Source organism: Achromobacter sp. (genome assembly GCF_050285585.1).
Taxonomy (GTDB): Bacteria; Pseudomonadota; Gammaproteobacteria; order Burkholderiales; family Burkholderiaceae_B; genus Achromobacter.
Genome location: NZ_JBLZXF010000030.1, coordinates 16,718 through 33,214 on the forward strand (window position 1 = coordinate 16,718; position 16,497 = coordinate 33,214).

The 16,497-nt window shown below is 69.1% G+C and carries 13 protein-coding genes; 6 read left to right on the forward strand and 7 right to left on the reverse strand.

The genetic code is table 11. The features are described 5' to 3' along the window. Positions 1 to 1,206: a type II secretion system inner membrane protein GspF gene (gene gspF, locus ACN6PJ_RS25585; protein WP_427998594.1), complete on the forward strand. Its 1,206-nt coding sequence runs from the start codon at positions 1 to 3 to the stop codon at positions 1,204 to 1,206. A gap of 67 nt (positions 1,207 to 1,273) precedes the next feature. Here the strand turns inward: gspF and ACN6PJ_RS25590 are convergent, their stop codons facing one another. The 3 genes from ACN6PJ_RS25590 to ACN6PJ_RS25600 all read right to left on the reverse strand — a co-directional run bounded on the left by ACN6PJ_RS25590 (position 1,274) and on the right by ACN6PJ_RS25600 (position 5,129). After that, positions 1,274 to 1,612 (reverse strand): P-II family nitrogen regulator, encoded by a 339-nt coding sequence (locus tag ACN6PJ_RS25590; protein ID WP_043545647.1) that lies wholly within the window; start codon positions 1,610 to 1,612, stop codon positions 1,274 to 1,276. A gap of 79 nt (positions 1,613 to 1,691) precedes the next feature. Beyond that, a complete protein-coding gene (locus tag ACN6PJ_RS25595; RefSeq protein WP_427998595.1) occupies positions 1,692 to 3,752 on the reverse strand; it encodes an NAD(+) synthase in 2,061 nt (686 codons plus the stop codon). A 54-nt stretch (positions 3,753 to 3,806) separates the two neighbouring features. Next, on the reverse strand, positions 3,807 to 5,129 hold the full coding sequence (locus ACN6PJ_RS25600) for a mechanosensitive ion channel family protein (RefSeq protein ID WP_427998596.1): 1,323 nt from the start codon (positions 5,127 to 5,129) through the stop codon (positions 3,807 to 3,809). A 135-nt stretch (positions 5,130 to 5,264) separates the two neighbouring features. Between ACN6PJ_RS25600 and argH the strand changes: the two genes are divergently transcribed. After that, the gene (gene argH, locus ACN6PJ_RS25605) at positions 5,265 to 6,686 is read left to right on the forward strand and encodes an argininosuccinate lyase (RefSeq protein WP_427998597.1); all 1,422 of its coding nucleotides are present in this window, start codon (positions 5,265 to 5,267) and stop codon (positions 6,684 to 6,686) included. Between the two features lie 100 nt (positions 6,687 to 6,786). On the opposite strand, the gene ACN6PJ_RS25610 is transcribed toward argH, so the two are convergent. After that, complete coding sequence (locus tag ACN6PJ_RS25610) at positions 6,787 to 7,695, reverse strand: LysR substrate-binding domain-containing protein (protein WP_427998598.1); 909 nt, start codon at positions 7,693 to 7,695, stop codon at positions 6,787 to 6,789. Between the two features lie 109 nt (positions 7,696 to 7,804). Between ACN6PJ_RS25610 and ACN6PJ_RS25615 the strand changes: the two genes are divergently transcribed. Further along, the gene (locus ACN6PJ_RS25615; protein WP_427998599.1) at positions 7,805 to 8,998 is read left to right on the forward strand and encodes an MFS transporter; all 1,194 of its coding nucleotides are present in this window, start codon (positions 7,805 to 7,807) and stop codon (positions 8,996 to 8,998) included. 30 nt (positions 8,999 to 9,028) lie between these two features. Here ACN6PJ_RS25615 and ACN6PJ_RS25620 read toward each other — a convergent pair whose 3' ends face one another. After that, the gene (locus tag ACN6PJ_RS25620; protein WP_427998600.1) at positions 9,029 to 9,493 is read right to left on the reverse strand and encodes a MaoC family dehydratase; all 465 of its coding nucleotides are present in this window, start codon (positions 9,491 to 9,493) and stop codon (positions 9,029 to 9,031) included. A gap of 32 nt (positions 9,494 to 9,525) precedes the next feature. Continuing rightward, positions 9,526 to 10,509, reverse strand: a complete 984-nt coding sequence (locus tag ACN6PJ_RS25625; protein WP_427998601.1) for a tripartite tricarboxylate transporter substrate binding protein — start codon at positions 10,507 to 10,509, stop codon at positions 9,526 to 9,528. 144 nt (positions 10,510 to 10,653) lie between these two features. Here ACN6PJ_RS25625 and ACN6PJ_RS25630 point away from each other — a divergent pair, with 144 nt between their 5' ends. The 3 genes from ACN6PJ_RS25630 (at position 10,654) to ACN6PJ_RS25640 (ending at position 15,015) form a co-directional block, all read left to right on the forward strand. Next, the gene (locus tag ACN6PJ_RS25630) at positions 10,654 to 11,556 is read left to right on the forward strand and encodes a LysR family transcriptional regulator (protein WP_427998626.1); all 903 of its coding nucleotides are present in this window, start codon (positions 10,654 to 10,656) and stop codon (positions 11,554 to 11,556) included. A 116-nt stretch (positions 11,557 to 11,672) separates the two neighbouring features. Continuing rightward, positions 11,673 to 12,860 (forward strand): CaiB/BaiF CoA transferase family protein, encoded by a 1,188-nt coding sequence (locus tag ACN6PJ_RS25635; protein ID WP_427998602.1) that lies wholly within the window; start codon positions 11,673 to 11,675, stop codon positions 12,858 to 12,860. A gap of 151 nt (positions 12,861 to 13,011) precedes the next feature. Continuing rightward, complete coding sequence (locus ACN6PJ_RS25640) at positions 13,012 to 15,015, forward strand: PEP/pyruvate-binding domain-containing protein (RefSeq protein WP_427998603.1); 2,004 nt, start codon at positions 13,012 to 13,014, stop codon at positions 15,013 to 15,015. Between the two features lie 79 nt (positions 15,016 to 15,094). Here ACN6PJ_RS25640 and lpdA read toward each other — a convergent pair whose 3' ends face one another. After that, positions 15,095 to 16,495 (reverse strand): dihydrolipoyl dehydrogenase, encoded by a 1,401-nt coding sequence (gene lpdA / locus ACN6PJ_RS25645; RefSeq protein ID WP_427998604.1) that lies wholly within the window; start codon positions 16,493 to 16,495, stop codon positions 15,095 to 15,097. Positions 16,496 to 16,497 lie beyond the last annotated feature (2 nt).

The following is a 16,497-nucleotide window of genomic DNA, read 5'->3' on the forward strand; positions in this document are numbered from 1 at the left end:
ATGCCATCCTTTCGTTACGAAGCTACCGACGCGCTGGGAAAAATCGTGCGCGGCACGATCGACGCCGATTCCGAGCACGGCGCGCGCAACCAGCTGCGGGGCCGCGGCCTGCTGCCGCTGTCGACCGCGCCGGCGGCCCGCGCCGAGGGGCTTGGAGCCACGCTGCGCGCGCGCCTGTCCGATGCCGACCTTGCCTGGATCACGCGCCAGCTCGCCAGCCTGCTGGCCGCGCGGCTGCCGCTGGACGCGGCCCTGAGCGCGACCCTGGAACAGGCCGAGAAAAAACACATCGCCGCCAGCCTGGGCGGCGTGCGCGACGACGTGCGCGCCGGCCACCGCCTGTCCGTCGCGCTGGCTTCGCGGCCGCGCGATTTTCCGGAGATCTATCGCGCGCTGATCGCCGCCGGCGAAGAATCCGGCGACCTGGCGCAGGTGATGGAGAAGCTGGCGGACTACATCGAGGAACGAAACGCCTTGCGCAGCAAGGTCATGACCGCCTTCATCTACCCCGCGGTCGTGGCCTGCGTTTCGGTGGTCATCGTGATTTTCCTGCTGGGCTACGTGGTGCCGCAGGTGGTGTCCGCGTTCAGCCAGGCCAAGCAGGAACTGCCGCTGCTGACCCGGGTGATGCTATCGCTGTCGGACTACGTGCGCGAATGGGGCGCGGCCACGGGCCTGGCGCTGGCCGCGGCCGCCGCGTTGTGGCGCTATGCGCTGCGGGCCCCGGCGGCGCGGCGCGCCTGGCATGCCCGCCTGCTGCGACTGCCCCTGGCCGGGCGCTTCGTGCTGGGCGTGAACGCGGCGCGCTTCGCTTCCACGCTGGCGATCCTGTCGGGCAGCGGCGTGGCGCTCCTGACCGCGCTGGACGCCGCCCGCCGCACGCTCGGCAACGACGTGCTGCGCCAGGCGGTGGACGACGCCTCGGCGCGCGTGCGCGAAGGCGCCGCGCTGTCGGCGTCGCTGGGCGCGCAGAAGGTATTCCCGTCCCTGCTGGTGCACCTGATCGCCAGCGGCGAGAAGACGGGCCGCCTGCCCGAGTTGCTGGACCGCGGCGCGCAGAACCTGTCGCGCGACCTGGAGCGGCGCGCCATGGCCATGACGGCCCTGCTGGAACCGGCGCTGATCCTGCTGATGGGGGGATTCGTGCTGCTGATCGTGCTGGCGGTGATGATGCCGATCCTGGAGATGAATCAGCTCATACGCTAGGCGGGAGGGATGGGCGGCGGGCCGTGCCCGGCGCCCTGCGCCGGGGAAACCGCCGCCCCGTTCCGGTTTACAGCGCCTCTTCGTCGCTTTCGCCGGTGCGGATGCGGATCGCCTGTTCGACGGGGGTGACGAAGATCTTGCCGTCGCCGATCTTGCCGGTGCGGGCGGCCTTGACGATGGCTTCGATGGCGGCTTCGACCTGGCTGTCGGGCAGCACGACCTCGACGCGGATCTTGGGCAGGAAGTCCACTACGTACTCGGCGCCGCGGTAGAGCTCGGTATGGCCTTTCTGGCGGCCGAAACCCTTCACTTCGGTAACGGTCAGGCCGCTGACGCCGACTTCGGCCAGCGCTTCGCGGACTTCGTCGAGCTTGAAGGGTTTGATGATGGCGGTGACTTGTTTCACGTTGGTCGTCCTGGTTTTTCGATCTGTTGCGGCGCCCTGCCGCGGCATGGCGGCAAGGCGCGATGGATAAGAGAATACTCTACGGCGCCTCGTCCGGAATCCGGTCGGCGTCGCGCATCCACACCGCCGACTCGGAGTCGCTGGGCGCGCGCCAATCCCCGCGCGGCGACAGCGAGCCGCCCGAGCCCACCTTCGGGGCGTTGGGCACGCAGGTGCGCTTGAATTGGCTGAGGCGGAAGAAGCGGTCCAGGAAGATCTTCAGGTTGCGCTTGATCGCGGCCAGGCCGTACTGATTGCGGGCCACGTGGCCGCCCTCGGGCCAGGCGCCGGCCTCCCGGTCGCGCCAAGCCGTCAGCGCCAGGAAGGCGACCTTGGTGGGCGCGAAGCCATAGCGCAGCGTGTAATACAGGTTGAAATCCTGCAATTCATACGGGCCGATGGCATCTTCGCTCTTCTGCACCGGCTTGTCATCGGCGCCGCCCGGCACCAGTTCGGGGCTGACATCGGTGCCCAGCACGTCCAGCAGCACCGCGGCTCCCTCGTCGCCCAGGCGGCCGGACTCGGCCACCCAGCGCACCAGGTGCGTGATCAGTGTCTTGGGCACGCTGGCGTTGACGCTGTAATGCGACATGTGGTCGCCCACGCCGTAGGTGCACCAGCCCAGCGCCAGTTCGCTCAGGTCGCCCGTGCCGATGACGATGGCGTTGCTGAAGTTGGCGATGCGGAACAGGTGGTTGGTGCGCTCGCCCGCCTGCACGTTCTCGAAGGTGATGTCGTAGACGGGCTGGCCGTCCGCATAGGGATGGCCCAGGTCCTTGAGCATCTGCAGGCAGCTGGGCCGGATGTCGATCTCGGACGCCGTGCAGCCCACCACAGCCATCAGCCGGCGCGCCTGCTGCAGCGTGCGGGTGCTGGTGGCGAAGCCCGGCATCGTGACCGCCAGGATGTTGGAGCGCGGCAGGTCCAGGGCGTCCATCGCCTCGGCGCAGACCAGCAGCGCATGGGTGGAGTCCAGCCCGCCGGAAATACCGATGACCACCTTGGACATGCCGCTGGCGGACAGGCGCTGGACCAGGGCCTGCACCTGGATGTTGTAGACCTCCTTGCAGCGGGCGTCGCGGCGCTGCGGATCGGCCGGCACGTACGGAAAGCGCGCCACGCGGCGTTCAAGCGGCAGTTCGGCATCGTCCAGCGGCGGCCGCACCGGCACCGGCACGGCGCGGAACTTGCGCACCTCGTCCTGGTGGCGCCGCACCGACTGGCCGAAGGTCGTCTGGCGCATGCGCTCGCGCGACAGGCGCTCCAGGTCCACGTCCGAGAACAGCAGGTGGGAATGGCCCAGGAACCGCTCGGATTCGCCCAGCAGTTCGCCGTTTTCGTAGATCAGCGCCTGGCCGTCCCAGGCCATGTCGGTCGAGGATTCGCCCCGGCCGGCGGAGGTATACATATAGGCGGACAGGCAGCGCGCCGATTGCTGCGCCACCAGTTGGTGGCGGTATTCCGACTTGCCGACCACGATGTTCGAGGCCGACAGGTTGACCAGCACCGTGGCGCCGGCCAGCGCCGCGAACGAGGACGGCGGGATCGGCACCCAGACGTCCTCGCAGATTTCCACGTGGAATTGGAACAGCGGCAATTGCTCCAGCTGGAAGACCAGCTCGGACCCGAAGGGCACGGTCTGGCCCAGCAGGCGGATCTCGGCCGCGGCGGCGCAATCGGCGGCGCTGAACTGGCGCGCCTCGTAGAACTCGCCGTAATTGGGCAGATAGGTCTTGGGCACCACGCCCAGCACCCGGCCGCCCGCGGCCACGATCGCGCAATTGAACAGTTGGTGGGCCACGCGCAGCGGCGCGCCGACGATGATGGTGATGTCCAGTTCCGCCGTCTCCGCCACCACCTGGGCCAGCGCCGCCTCGCAGGCGTCCAGCAGGGCCTTCTGGTGAAAGAGATCGTCGCAGGTATAGGCGGACAGGCCCAGCTCGGGGAACGCCGCCAGCACCGCGCCGCCCTGGGCGGCCTGCTGAGCCAGCAGAATGGTCTGCGCGGCGTTGAACGCCGGGTCCGCGACCCGGCATTCGGGCACGCCGACCGCGACCCGGGCGAAGCCGTGGGAATACAGGTTGAAGAACGGGTTCGACATCAGCTGGGGCCTATTGACGGCAATAGCCGGATTATCTCATGCGGGCGGGCCGCGCTAGCGCGGCATCTTGGCGTCGGTAAGCCCGCGTTCGGACGAGGCCGCCAGCGCCGATTGCCAGGCGCCCTCGCGCAGCGAACTCCCCATCGCGCCGATGTCCGCGCCCGACGGCTGCTGGTACAGGCGCAGCCCCAGTTCGGGGAGGATGGCGAGCAGATGGTCGAAGATATCGCCCTGAATGCGCTCGTACTCCACCCAGGCGGTCACGGCGGTAAAGCAATAGACCTCGACCGGGATGCCCTCGGAGGTGGGCTCCATCATGCGCACCATCATCGCCATGTCCTGGCGGACTTCCGGATTCTGCTTCAGGTAGGCCAGCGCATAGGCGCGCAGGGTGCCGATATTGGTCAGGCGGCGGCGGTTGGCCGGCACGCTCGCCAGCTCCCCCATGGTCTGATTGGCCTGGGCGATATCGCTGGTCTTGGCCTGGAGGTAATCGTGCAGCAGGCGAAAGCGCATGAGCCGCTGGGACTCCTCGTCGGTCAGGAACCGCACGCTGGCGGCGTCCACGCGCATGGTGCGCTTGATCCGGCGGCCGCCCGATTCGAACATGTGCCGGTAGTTGCGGTAGCTTTCCGAGAACAGCTTGTAAGTGGGCACGGTGGTGACGGTGTTGTCCCAGTTCTGCACCTTGACCGTATGCAGCGCGATGTCCTTCACGAAACCGTCCGCGTTGGACTGCGGCATTTCGATCCAGTCGCCGATGCGCAGCATGTCGTTGCTGGTCAGCTGGGTGCTGGCCACCAGCGACAGCAGCGTGTCCTTGAAGACCAGCAGCAGCACGGCCGACAGCGCGCCCAGGCCGGAGATCATCCAGAGGGGCGAGCGGTCGATCAGGATGGAAAGCACCAGGACGGTGCAAACCGCCATCAGGATGAGCTTGCCGATCTGGATGTAGCCCTTGATGGAGCGGGTCTGCGCCCGCGTGGTGGCCGAATAGGTGTCCTGCCAGGCGCTCAGCACGCCCGAGAACGCCACGAACACGCAGATCCAGGCGCCGGCGTGGGCCAGCCGCCCCACGATCGTCACCGCCCGTTCCGCGTGGGGCACCAGGCCGATGCCCAGCGACACCACGGCGAACGGCACGGCGTACCAGAGGTTCTGGTAGGCGCGGCGGCGCTGCAGGGCCTTGTCCCAGTCCCCCCGGCCGCTCAGCACCAGCACGCGATGGGCCAGCAGCAGCACGACCCGGGCGACCACCCACTGTATGAACAGCGCGATCAATATCAGCACGCCTATCCCGATCAGCGTCTGCGCCCAGGCTTCGCGCGGCAGATGGGTATCCAATTGGGTGACCAGCTCTTCCCATTCCAGGGGCATAGGGCCTCTTCTCGCTCTAAGTTCTTGAAACCAACGATGGATTATCCGACAAGTCGGCGGATCGGGAGATCCTCCGCCCGGAAAACCCCGCCGCCGTCGCCCGCCGCCGCGCGAGGCCCTATAATTCCGCCCATCATGGCAAAGACTCCCTCCCCCGATCAAAACCAGTTCGCCAACAAGGCGCAGGCCTGGTCCGCCCGGTTCTCGGAACCGGTTTCCGAACTCGTCAAGCGCTATACGGCGTCCGTGGATTTCGACAAGCGCCTGGCGCGCTTCGACATCCAGGGCTCGCTCGCGCACGCGGACATGCTGGCCGCCCAGGGCATCATCGGCGCCCAGGACCTCGCCGACATCCAGCGCGGCATGACCCAGATCCTGTCCGAAATCGATGCCGGCAGCTTCCAATGGCTGCTGGACCTCGAAGACGTGCACCTGAACATCGAAAAGCGCCTGGTCGAGCTGGTGGGCGACGCGGGCAAGCGCCTGCACACCGGCCGGTCGCGCAATGATCAGGTCGCCACCGACATCCGCTTGTGGCTGCGCGCCGAAATCGACAACCTGCAAGACCTGCTGCGCCAGCTGCGCCACGCGCTGGCCTCCGTCGCGCTGGAGAACGCCGGCACCATCATGCCGGGCTTCACGCACCTGCAAGTCGCCCAGCCCGTCACCTTCGGCCATCACCTGCTGGCCTACGCCGAGATGTTCGGCCGCGACGCCGAGCGCCTGGCCGACTGCCGCCGCCGCGTGAACCGCCTGCCGCTGGGCGCCGCCGCGCTCGCCGGCACCTCGTTCCCGATCGACCGCGAACGCGTCGCCAAGACCCTGGGCTTCGACGGCGTGTGCCGCAATTCGCTGGACGCCGTGTCCGACCGCGACTTCGCCATCGAGTTCTGCGCCGCCGGCGCGCTGATCATGACGCACGTGTCGCGCCTGTCCGAAGAGCTGGTGCTCTGGATGAGCCCACGCGTGGGCTTCATCGACCTGGCCGACCGCTTCTGCACCGGCAGCTCGATCATGCCGCAGAAGAAGAACCCCGACGTGCCCGAACTGGCCCGCGGCAAGACCGGCCGCGTCAACGGCAACCTGGTCGCCCTGCTGACCCTGATGAAGGGCCAGCCCCTGGCCTACAACAAGGACAACCAGGAAGACAAGGAAGGCCTGTTCGACACGGCGGACACGCTGCGCGACACGCTCACCATCTTCGCGGACATGGCCGGCGGCATCAAGGTCAAGGCCGACAACATGCGCGCCGCCGCCCTGCAGGGCTTCGCCACCGCCACCGACCTGGCCGACTACCTGGTCAAGCGCGGCGTGCCGTTCCGCGACGCCCACGAAGTGGTGGCGCACGCCGTCCGCGACTGCGAGCAGCGCGGCTGCGACCTCGCCGACCTGTCCCTGGCAGACCTGCAGGCCTACCACGCCAGCATCGGCGAGGACGTCCACGAGGTCCTGACCCTGGAAGGCTCCGTCGCGGCCCGCAAGCACGTGGGCGGCACCGCCCCCGAACGCGTGGCCGAGGAAGCCAGGCGCGTCCTGGCGGAAACCGCCGAAGGCTGATCCGCCGATCCGGCGAACCGGTGCTCCGGTTCCTGGCCGGCCTGCCCTGCAAGGCCCCCCATCGCGGGGGCCTTGTCGCATGGGGCCGCCGCAACCGGGTTCAGGCGATCCGCAACGACTCGCCCAACATTTCCAGCGCCGCGTCCACCTTGGGCGACAGCTGGCGGCGCAATGGCCAGGCCAGATACAGGGGCAGGCCCTCGGTCGCCATCTGCGGCAACACCTCGACCACCCGCCCCTCGCGCAAGGCATCGGCCGCCAGCCAGGTGGCCAGCTGGGCGATGCCGCAACCCGCCGCGACCGCCTCCACCTGGGCCTCGGCGCTATCCAGCACGATGGCGCCCTCGACAGGATGCAGGCGGACCGGCCCGCCTTCCTGCGCAATCCGCCACGCCGGGGCCTCGCCGTCCGCGCGCCCGTACGCCACGGCATCGTGCCGCAGCAGGTCGGACGCGGCCCGCGGTTCGCCCCGGCGGGCCAGGTAATCCGGCGACGCGCAGAAGACCACGCGCTCGGATCCCAGGTAGCGATGCCCCAGCCCGGGCGCCCAGCGTTCCGGCCCGCCGATGCGCACGGCCACGTCGATGCCGTCTTCCACGAGGTCGACGAAGCGGTCCGTGAACGAGATATGCGGCCGCAGCCGGGGATACTGGCGGGCGAAGCGCAGCAACAGCGGCAGCGCCTTCAGGCGGCCGAACGTGGCCGGCAGATCCACCCGCAGCCGTCCCGAGGGCTCGCGGCGCTGCGCGGCCAGCACTGCCTCGGCGTCCTGCAACTCGGCCAGCACGCGCACGCACGTGCCGTAGAAGGCGCGGCCGGCGTCGGTCAGCGCCAGGCGCCGGGTGCTGCGCTCGAACAGGCGGGAGTTCAGGCGCGCCTCCAGCCGGGCTACGCTCTTGCCCACGGCAGACGCGGTGAGATTGAGCCGCTCGGCCGCGGCGGTGAAGCTGCCCGCGTCCACTGTGCAGACGAAGGCCTCTATGCCCTTGAGGCGTTCGGAAGGAATCATTGGCGGCTTAATAATGGAATTATTTTCTTCAATGGATGGAATTTATACCCGAGATAATCATTTAAATCTTGAATATCCTTCGACGCATCTCAGTCCGAAGGGTTCTTCCATGTCTACGCATTCCGTCGCCGCGCGCCCCGCGGCCCCGCCCGCGAGCGGCCTTGCCATCGGCGTTCTTGCCGTCGCCGCCTTTGCCATCGTCTCCACGGAGTTCCTGATCGTGGGCCTGCTGCCCGCGATGGCGCGCGATCTCGCCCTGTCCGTCTCCGCCGCCGGCCAGCTCGTCACGCTGTTCGCCTTCACCGTCATGCTGGCGGGCCCGTTCCTGACGGCGGCGCTCTCGCACCTGGAGCGCCGGCGCCTGTTCACCGCCATCCTGCTGGTTTTCGCCGCCGCCAATGCCCTCGCCGCGCTGGCCTCGGATCTCTGGGTCCTGGCGCTGGCGCGCTTCATCCCGGCCCTGGCGCTGCCCGTCTTCTGGGGCACGGCCAGCGAAACCGCCGCCCAGTTGGCCGGCCCGTCGCGGGCGGGCCAGGCGGTGTCGCGCGTCTATCTGGGCATCGCCGCCGCCATGCTTTTCGGCATCCCGCTAGGCACGCTGGCGGCATCCGCCGTCGGCTGGCGCGGCAGTTTCTGGGCGTTGGCGGCGCTGTCGCTGCTGCTGGCCGCGCTGACCCGCGCCGGCCTCCCCGCCCTGCCCCAACCGGCCAGGCCCCCGCTCAGGCGCCAGGCGCGCCTGCTCAAGAATCCGCTGCTGATCGCCAACGTGGCGCTGTCCGTGACCGTGTTCACCGCGATGTTCACTGCCTATACCTATCTGGCGGACATCCTCGAACGCCTGGCCGGCGTGCCGCCGCAGGACGTGGGCTGGTGGCTCATGGGATTCGGCGCCGCGGGACTCGCCGGCAACTGGCTGGGCGGCCGGGCGGTGGATCGCAGGCCGCTGGGCGCGACGCTCGTCTTCACAGGGCTGCTGGGGCTGGGCGCGCTGGCCAGCACCGCCCTGGCCGGCGCGTCCGCATGGCGGTTGCCGGCGCTGGCCGCATGGAGCATAGCCAATACCGCGCTGTATCCGGTCTGCCAGGTGCGCGTCATGAAGGCCGCGCCGCAGGCCCAGGCGCTGGCCGGCACGCTGAACGTGTCGGCGGCCAATGCCGGCATCGGGCTGGGAGCGATGCTGGGCGGGATGGCGATCCCGCAATGGGGGCTGGCCAGCGTTGGCGGCGCGGCGGCGGCGGTGGCGCTGCTTGCCGTCCTGGCCGTGCCCTGCATCGCCCGGATCCGGCCCGCGGGCGGGCACTGAACGGCGCAGCCCGCGGGCGCGGCCGCCGCGCTACTGCGTCCCGCGCTTGCGCAACAGATACTTCTGTACGCCGTCCATTACGGTTTCGTCGCGCTGGTTGCGCACCAGGCTCTGCATGACCAGCACGCCGGTCGTACGCCCAGGCACGAGTTCCGACACCGTCAGCGACGCGTAGAGCGTATCGCCGACGAACACGGGCTTCAGGAAACGGCTGCTCTGCTCCAGGAACGCCTTGAGCGAATCTTCCACCATGTGCGGAAACAGGCCTGCGCCGGCCGCGGTCTGGATGGCCACCTGGAAGCCGTGCGCCAGCATGTGCGGCATGCCATGGGCGCGGCAGTACTCGACGTCGTAGTGCACGGGATGGTTGTCGCCGCTGGCGAGCTGAAATGCGGCGAACAGCGCGTCGGTCATGGTGCGCGACGGCAGGACGAACACCTCGCCGGTCTCGAAGTCCTCGAAATAACGCTGGGCGCAGAGTTGGTGCTTGGGCATGCGGAATATTCCTTCCTTGGCATTGATGGGCTTCAGTTCGCGGCCATGTGCGCCGCGCGGGCGACTTCGCTCCACTTCTTCAATTCGCTTTGCAGGAACGCCGCCAGTTCCGCCGGCGTGGTGTCGGGTTGCAGCACCAGGCCCATATCGTAGGCGCGGCGCCGCAATTCCGGATCGGCGAGCGCGGCGCGCAGCGTCGCGTTGAGCTTTTCGACGACCGGCGCGGGCGTGCCCGCCGGCGCGAACACGGCGTTCCAGGTATAGGCCTCGTAGCCGGGCACCGCATCCGCGATGGGCGGCGTATCGGGCGTCTGCGGCAGGCGCTGCGCCATGGACGTCGCCAGCAGCCTCACCGTGCCGGCCTGCACTTGCGCCAGGCCGGTGGGCGCGCTGTCGATCATGAACTCCAAATGGCCCCCGATGACGTCCGCCATCGCCGGCGCGCTGCCGCGGTACGGCACATGCATGGCGCGCACGCCCGCCAGGTAGTTCAGAAGCTCGCCGCCCAGGTGCGGCGCGCTGCCGATTCCGGCCGAGCCGTAATTGACCTTGCCCGGATTGGCCTTGAGATAGGCCATGAACTCCGGCAGGGTCCGGGCGGGCACATGCTTGTTGACGACGAGCACCAGCGGCGCCTTGGCGGCCAGGCCCACCGGCGCGAAGTCCTCGACGGTGCGGTACGGAAGGGTGGCGTGAATGCTGGGATTGACGGCATGCGCCACGGTGGTCAGCAGCAGCGTGTACCCGTCGGCGGTCGCCTTGGCCACGGTTTCCGTGCCGACCAGCGTGCCAGCGCCCGTCCGGTTCTCCACCACCAGCGTCGCGCCCAGCTTGCGGCCCCAGCTCTCCGCCAGGGCCCGTGCAAACGTATCGGTGGGCCCGCCCGCCGCATACGGCACCACCAGGCGCACCGGCTTGGCGGGATAGTCTTGCGCCACCGCGGCGCCCGCTGCCAGCGCGCCCGCTGCGATCACTGCGGCGCCCGCCAGGGCGCGCCAGGGAAATCCATGCTTCATGCTCGTCTCCGTTGGTCTTTTATGTGCGGCACAATATAGAGACGAGGCCGAACCGAGGAATAGTCGAAAGTTTCTTATCCGGCTTAGAGCCTTTCTAACAGCGGCCTGCCCCGGCGCTTTGCCGCCAGAATCCAGGTGTCCCCTTTGCGTTACGAACTGACCGACCTGCGCGTCTTTGTCGCCATCGCCGAAGCCAAGAGCCTCACGGGCGGCGCCTCCGACCTGCACCTGACCGCGCCGTCGGCCAGCTACCGCCTCAAGAATCTCGAACAGGCCATGGGCGTTCCGCTGTTCGTGCGGACCCAGAAAGGCATGTCGCTCACGGCCGCCGGCATGACCGTGCTGCGCTATGCGCAGACCATCCTGGGCAACGTCGAACGCCTGCAGGCCGAAATGCGCCGCCACACCGACGGCGTCGAGGGCCACATCCGCGTCTACGCCAACAGCAGCACCCTGAGCAGCCTGCCAGGCGCGCTGAGCCGGTTTCTGGCCGCCTATCCGAACGTCAACGTGAATCTCGAGGAACATCTCAGCGAGGAAACCGTCAAGGCCGTGCTGGACGGCCGCGCGGACATCGGGCTGGTTGCCGGCGCGATCGAAATGCGGGGGCTGCAATACATCAGCTACGGACAGGACGAGCTTGTCTTCATCGTCCCGCCGCGCCATCCGCTGACCCTCCATCCCCGCGTTTCGCTCGAAACCGCGCTATCGCACGATCTGGTTGCCATCGGCCGTAAAAGCAGCAATTTCCTGTACCTGCAGCAAATGGCCGAGCAGATGGGCCTCAAGCCCAGGGTCCGCGTGCACGCGCCCAACTTCGACGCGGTGCTGCGCTGCGTGCAGGAAGGGGCCGGCATTTCACTGGTGCCGCGGTCCGTGGCCGCCCCCGCCCTGGCGCAGCACAAAGTCGAATGCGTGCAGATCGAGGAGTCCTGGGCGGTGCGCGAACAGCGCGCGGTGATGCGCGACCAAGACGCCCTGCCCGGCTACGCGCGCGCCTTCATCGGCTACGTGACGCAGCCCGATGAAACCCTGGACGACGATTAGAAAAACTCGAATCCCGCTTTGAAAATATCGACTGGCCGCGCGCGGAAAGGGCATTCCATAATGCTTCGCCGCCGCCGGGCCCGGCACGCGCCCCGGCATCCCGATTCCAGGACGATATGACCGCAGCACCCAGACCCCTAGACGGCATCACCGTCGTCGCGCTTGAGCACGCCATCGCCGCCCCTTTCGCCAGTCGCCAGCTGGCCGACCTGGGCGCCCGCGTCATCAAGATTGAACGGCCGGACACCGGCGATTTCGCGCGCGGCTACGACGACACCGTGCATGGCCAGTCATCCTTCTTCGTCTGGACCAACCGCGGCAAAGAGAGCCTGGCGCTGGACACCAAGGCGCCGGGCGCGCCGGAAGTGTTGCGGCGGCTGCTTGGCCAGGCCGACGTCTTCATCCAGAACCTCGCGCCCGGCGCCGCGCGCCGCATGGGCCTGGACTATGCGACGCTATGCGCGGACTTCCCCAGACTGATCGTGTGCGACATCTCCGGCTACGGCGACGACGGCCCCTACCGTGACAAAAAAGCGTACGACCTGCTGATCCAGGCGGCGTCCGGCCTCATCTCCGTGACCGGAACGCCCGAGGCGCCGGCGCGCGCGGGCATCTCCATCGCCGACATCGCGGCGGGCATGTATGCCTATTCCGGCATCCTGTCCGCGCTGATCCAGCGTTCCCGCACCGGCGCCGGCCTGCGGATCGAAGTCACGATGCTGGAGGCGCTGACGGAATGGACCTCCTATGCCCTGAACTTCGCGCACTACGGCGGCACGCCGCCCGCCCGCAACGGCGTGGCCCACCCCGCGATCGCCCCCTACGGCCAGTACCTGGCGGGCGACGGCAAGCCGGTGATATTCGGCCTGCAGAACGACCGCGAATGGCAGAGTTTCTGCGCCACCGTGCTGGAAGACCCCGCGCTCGCCGGCGACGAACGCTTCGCCACCAATGTCCAGCGCGTGCGGAACCGCCAGGCGCTCGACGAACGCATCGCGCAATGCTTCGCCCCGCTATCGCGCGAACAGGTGCTGGCCCGGCTGGATCGCGGCGGCATCGCCAACTCCGCCTTGAACACCATGCACGAAGTCTGGGACCATCCCCAGCTAGCCGCCCGCGGCCGCTGGCGCGAAGTGGCCACCCCCGGCGGACCGATCCAGGCCTTGCTGCCGCCCGCCACGCTGTCCGGCGCCGGCGCGGCGATGGGCGCGGTGCCCGCATTGGGGCAGCACACGGCGGGCATCCTGGCGGAGCTGGGGCTGGACGCCCTTGCGGCCGGACGCCAGGAAGCCGCCGCGAGCTGAAACACGGTCCGGCGGCGCCCCGCAGGCGCCTTCGGCCGCGGGCTTGCTACGCGCGTCCGCTACGCGCGTCCGCTACGCGCGTCTGCTACACGCGTCTGCTACGCGCGTCTGCATTATCATCCCGGCTTTCTGTGTTCATGGTTCCTGAAGCATGGGTCTGTCGCGTGCGCGGCCTGGGCGTTTTCCGTCCTCTTACTCCTTCATCCTGCTGGCCGGCGCCGGCCTGCTCGCGGCCCTGCTGCCGCCGGCCCAGGCCCAGACGGCCCGCAAGCCCTCGCCGTACGAGAACCAGCAGCAGCTACGGATAGAAGGCGCGCCCGGCGCCGCCCCCGAGGCTCGCCGGGCCGCGCCGCCGTCGGCCGGCCAGATCGGCAGCCAGGCCGAATTCACCCGGCTGGCGCGCGTCTATAACCCGGGCACGCCGCTCGAGATTCCGCACGTGCTGTTCGTGATCGACCGGGAACGCGCCAACCGCCTCTACTTCATCGACACGCCGCGCTATGCGCTGCACGAGAATTTCGTGCGCCAGGGGGGGCTGATGCCAGGCATGGACAAGGCGACGCTGATCGCCCAATACAAGGACCCCAAGCGGCGCTTCCTGTTCGGTACCTTGAGCTGGCAACGGGATCTGCCCGGCTACACCTACGAATTCTGGGAAGGCGACCGGCTCACGCCCGAGCTGCTGGCCCTCGCCGACGCGACGCTGCGCCCGGCGTTCTATGAAACGCTGCGCTTCAAGACCAACTCCACGCGGCAGGAGGCAACCGCCCGGCAAGCGGGCCTGGCGTTCGTGACGCAGGAGGCGCTGCTGCGCGAACAATCCTTCCTGCCCCTGAATACCGGCCGCGCGCAGGGCCGGCTGCGCATCGTCGCCTCGATCGACGACGCGACGGATCTGTCGCCCGCCGATATCGTGGTGCTGGACGAAGTCCCCGTGGCGCTGCCGCCGGTGGCGGGGCTGGTCACGCAACGGCCCTCCACCCTGCTGTCGCACGTCAACCTGCTGGCCAAGGGCTGGCGCATCCCCAACGCCTATGTCCGCGATGCCGTGGCGGCATTGCGCGAGCATGACGGTAAATGGGTCGAGCTGACGGTGGCGGGCAACGGCTACCGGGTGACGCCGATCGACCCGCCCGCCGTCCCCGAACGGCCTCAGGCGGCGCGTTCCCTGCCCAAGCCCGACCTGACCGTGCGCGCGCTCAAGCCGCTGGACGCGCTCGCCGCGCGCGACAGCCGCTATTGCGGCGTCAAGGCCGCCAATCTGGGAACCCTGAAAAAGACCCTGCCGCCCCTGGCCGGCGTGCCGGACGGGTTCTGCATTCCCTACGCCCAGTTCGCGGACTTCATGGCGCGGCTGGACATCCCCGGCCGCATCGCGGCGCTGGAGCAGCGCGCCGATTTCGCCGGCGACGCCAACGTGCGGCGCGCGGAACTGGCCGCGCTGCGTCACGACATCGAGCAGGCCCGGCCCGGCGCGGAACAGGTTCGCGCCTGGCGCGAGCGATGGCAGACGCGCCTCAAAGGGCGCGGGGTTTTCGTGCGCAGTTCGTCCAACTCCGAAGACCTGCCCGGATTCAGCGGCGCGGGCCTCTACACCACCGTGCCCAACGTAACGCAGGCCGACGCGCTGGCCCGGGCGGTGCTGGCCGTCTGGGCCTCCGTCTACAACTTCGAGGCCTACGAGGCCCGCCGCGCCGCCGGCATCGGCCACGACGCCGTAGCGATGGCCGTGCTGGTGCAGCTGGCGGCGCCCTCCGAGAGTTCGGGCGTCATGATCACGCGCGATCCCTTCGACGCCAGCCGGCGCTTCGTGACCTACATTTCGGCCAAGCGCGGCCTGGGCATCAAGGTAGTGGAAGGCAAGCGCCAGGCGGAACAGGTGATGTATTCGAGCTGGTCCAAGGCGGTCCAGGTGCTGAGCCGCTCGGCCGAAGACACCCAGCTGGTTCCGGACGCCGCGGGCGGCGTGCGCGAGGTGCCGGTCAGCGGCTCGCGCCAGGTGCTGGACGATGCACGGGTCGCGCGGCTGGCCGCCGTGGGCCGGCGGGTCAAGCAGGCGCTGGGCGGCAGCGCGGACCAGGACATCGAATGGGCCGCGGTCGGCGACGACATCCTGATCCTGCAGGCGCGGCCCTACGTCGACGGCAGCCGCTAGGAACCGGCAGGGCTCCGGCCGGCCCGCGGTCCGGGCCGCCGGAGGGAGCATCGTTGCCGGACGATGCCCCGCGCACGCGCTAGATATGCAGCGCGTGCCCCAAGGCTTTGAGCGCGGCCTCCTGGACGGCTTCGCCCAGCGTCGGATGCGCGTGTATGGTGCCCGCCACATCTTCCAGCGTGGCGCCCATTTCCAGCGACTGCGAGAACGCCGCGGCCAGCTCGGAGACGCCCCGGCCCACGGCCTGCCAGCCCATCACCAGGTGGTTGTCGCGCCGCGCCACCACGCGGACGAAACCGTCGGTGGATTCCAGCGTCATCGCCCGGCCGTTGGCAGCGAAGGGGAACGAGGCGGACAGGCAGTCCAGCCCCGCCTTCTCCGCGTCCGCCGGAGACAGCCCCGACACCACGACCTCGGGATCGGTGAAGCACACCGCGGGAATGGAAGCCGGCGTGAAATGGCGGCGCTTGCCCGCCACCAGTTCCGCAACCATCTCGCCCTGCGCCATCGCCCGGTGCGCCAGCATCGGCTCGCCCGCGATATCGCCGATCGCCCAGACGTCGCGCATCGAGGTGCGGCACTGGTCGTCGATGCGCAGGGCATTGCCCTTGCGGTCCAGCTGCAGGCTCTCCAGCCCCCAGCCCTGGGTGCGCGGACGGCGCCCCACCGCGATCAGCACGCGGTCGGCGGCCAGCTGGGTTTCGGCCCCGGTGGCGTCCTGTATGCGCACCGCGTTGCCTTTGCCGTTCAGCCCCAGCACCTTGCGGCCCAGGTGCAGTTCGACGCCCATCTTCGCCAATGCGGCGGCCACGGGCTTGGTCAGTTCGGCGTCGTAGGTCGGCAGGATGCGGTCCTGGGCCTCGACCACGGCCACTTCCGCCCCCAGCTTGCGGTACACCGTGCCCAGTTCCAGGCCGATGTAGCCGCCCCCGACCACCACGAGCTTCTTTGGAATGTCGGCCGGCGACAGCGCTTCGGTGGAAGACACCACCATGCCGCCGAAAGGCACGGACGGCAGCGGGGTCGGCTCGGACCCCGCCGCCAGCAGCAGGTGTTCGCACTGGATACGGACGAGGCCGGCGGCCGTTTCGACCTCGGCGGTCTTGCCGTCCAGCAGCCGGGCCCAGCCCTGCACCACTTCCACGCCGTTCTTCTTCAGGAGCGCGGCGACGCCGCCGGTCAGCTTGCCGACGATGCCGTCCTTCCACGCGACGGTCCGCGCCACGTCGATCGACGGCGCGGACACCGAAATGCCCAGCGCCGAGCCTTCCGCGTAATGCCGCGCCTTCTCGTACTCCTCGGCCGCGTGGATCAGGGCCTTGGAGGGAATGCAGCCGATGTTCAGGCAGGTGCCGCCCAGCCGCTCGCCTTCCACGAGGAGGGTGGGCACGCCCAGCTGGCCCGCGCGGATCGCGGCCACGTAGCCGCCAGGTCCGCCCCCGATCACCAGCAGGGTTGTCGTCTTGGTTGTCTGGCTCATGC

Coding starts and splice junctions, on each gene's coding strand:
- ACN6PJ_RS25620 (WP_427998600.1), bottom strand. CDS start 9,493: ATGCCCAAGCACCAACTCTGCGCCCAGCGTTATTTCGAGGACTTCGAG.
- ACN6PJ_RS25640 (WP_427998603.1), top strand. CDS start 13,012: ATGGGTCTGTCGCGTGCGCGGCCTGGGCGTTTTCCGTCCTCTTACTCC.
- lpdA (WP_427998604.1), bottom strand. CDS start 16,495: ATGAGCCAGACAACCAAGACGACAACCCTGCTGGTGATCGGGGGCGGA.
- ACN6PJ_RS25600 (WP_427998596.1), bottom strand. CDS start 5,129: ATGCCCCTGGAATGGGAAGAGCTGGTCACCCAATTGGATACCCATCTG.
- ACN6PJ_RS25610 (WP_427998598.1), bottom strand. CDS start 7,695: ATGATTCCTTCCGAACGCCTCAAGGGCATAGAGGCCTTCGTCTGCACA.
- ACN6PJ_RS25595 (WP_427998595.1), bottom strand. CDS start 3,752: ATGTCGAACCCGTTCTTCAACCTGTATTCCCACGGCTTCGCCCGGGTC.
- gspF (WP_427998594.1), top strand. CDS start 1: ATGCCATCCTTTCGTTACGAAGCTACCGACGCGCTGGGAAAAATCGTG.
- ACN6PJ_RS25625 (WP_427998601.1), bottom strand. CDS start 10,509: ATGAAGCATGGATTTCCCTGGCGCGCCCTGGCGGGCGCCGCAGTGATC.
- argH (WP_427998597.1), top strand. CDS start 5,265: ATGGCAAAGACTCCCTCCCCCGATCAAAACCAGTTCGCCAACAAGGCG.
- ACN6PJ_RS25615 (WP_427998599.1), top strand. CDS start 7,805: ATGTCTACGCATTCCGTCGCCGCGCGCCCCGCGGCCCCGCCCGCGAGC.
- ACN6PJ_RS25635 (WP_427998602.1), top strand. CDS start 11,673: ATGACCGCAGCACCCAGACCCCTAGACGGCATCACCGTCGTCGCGCTT.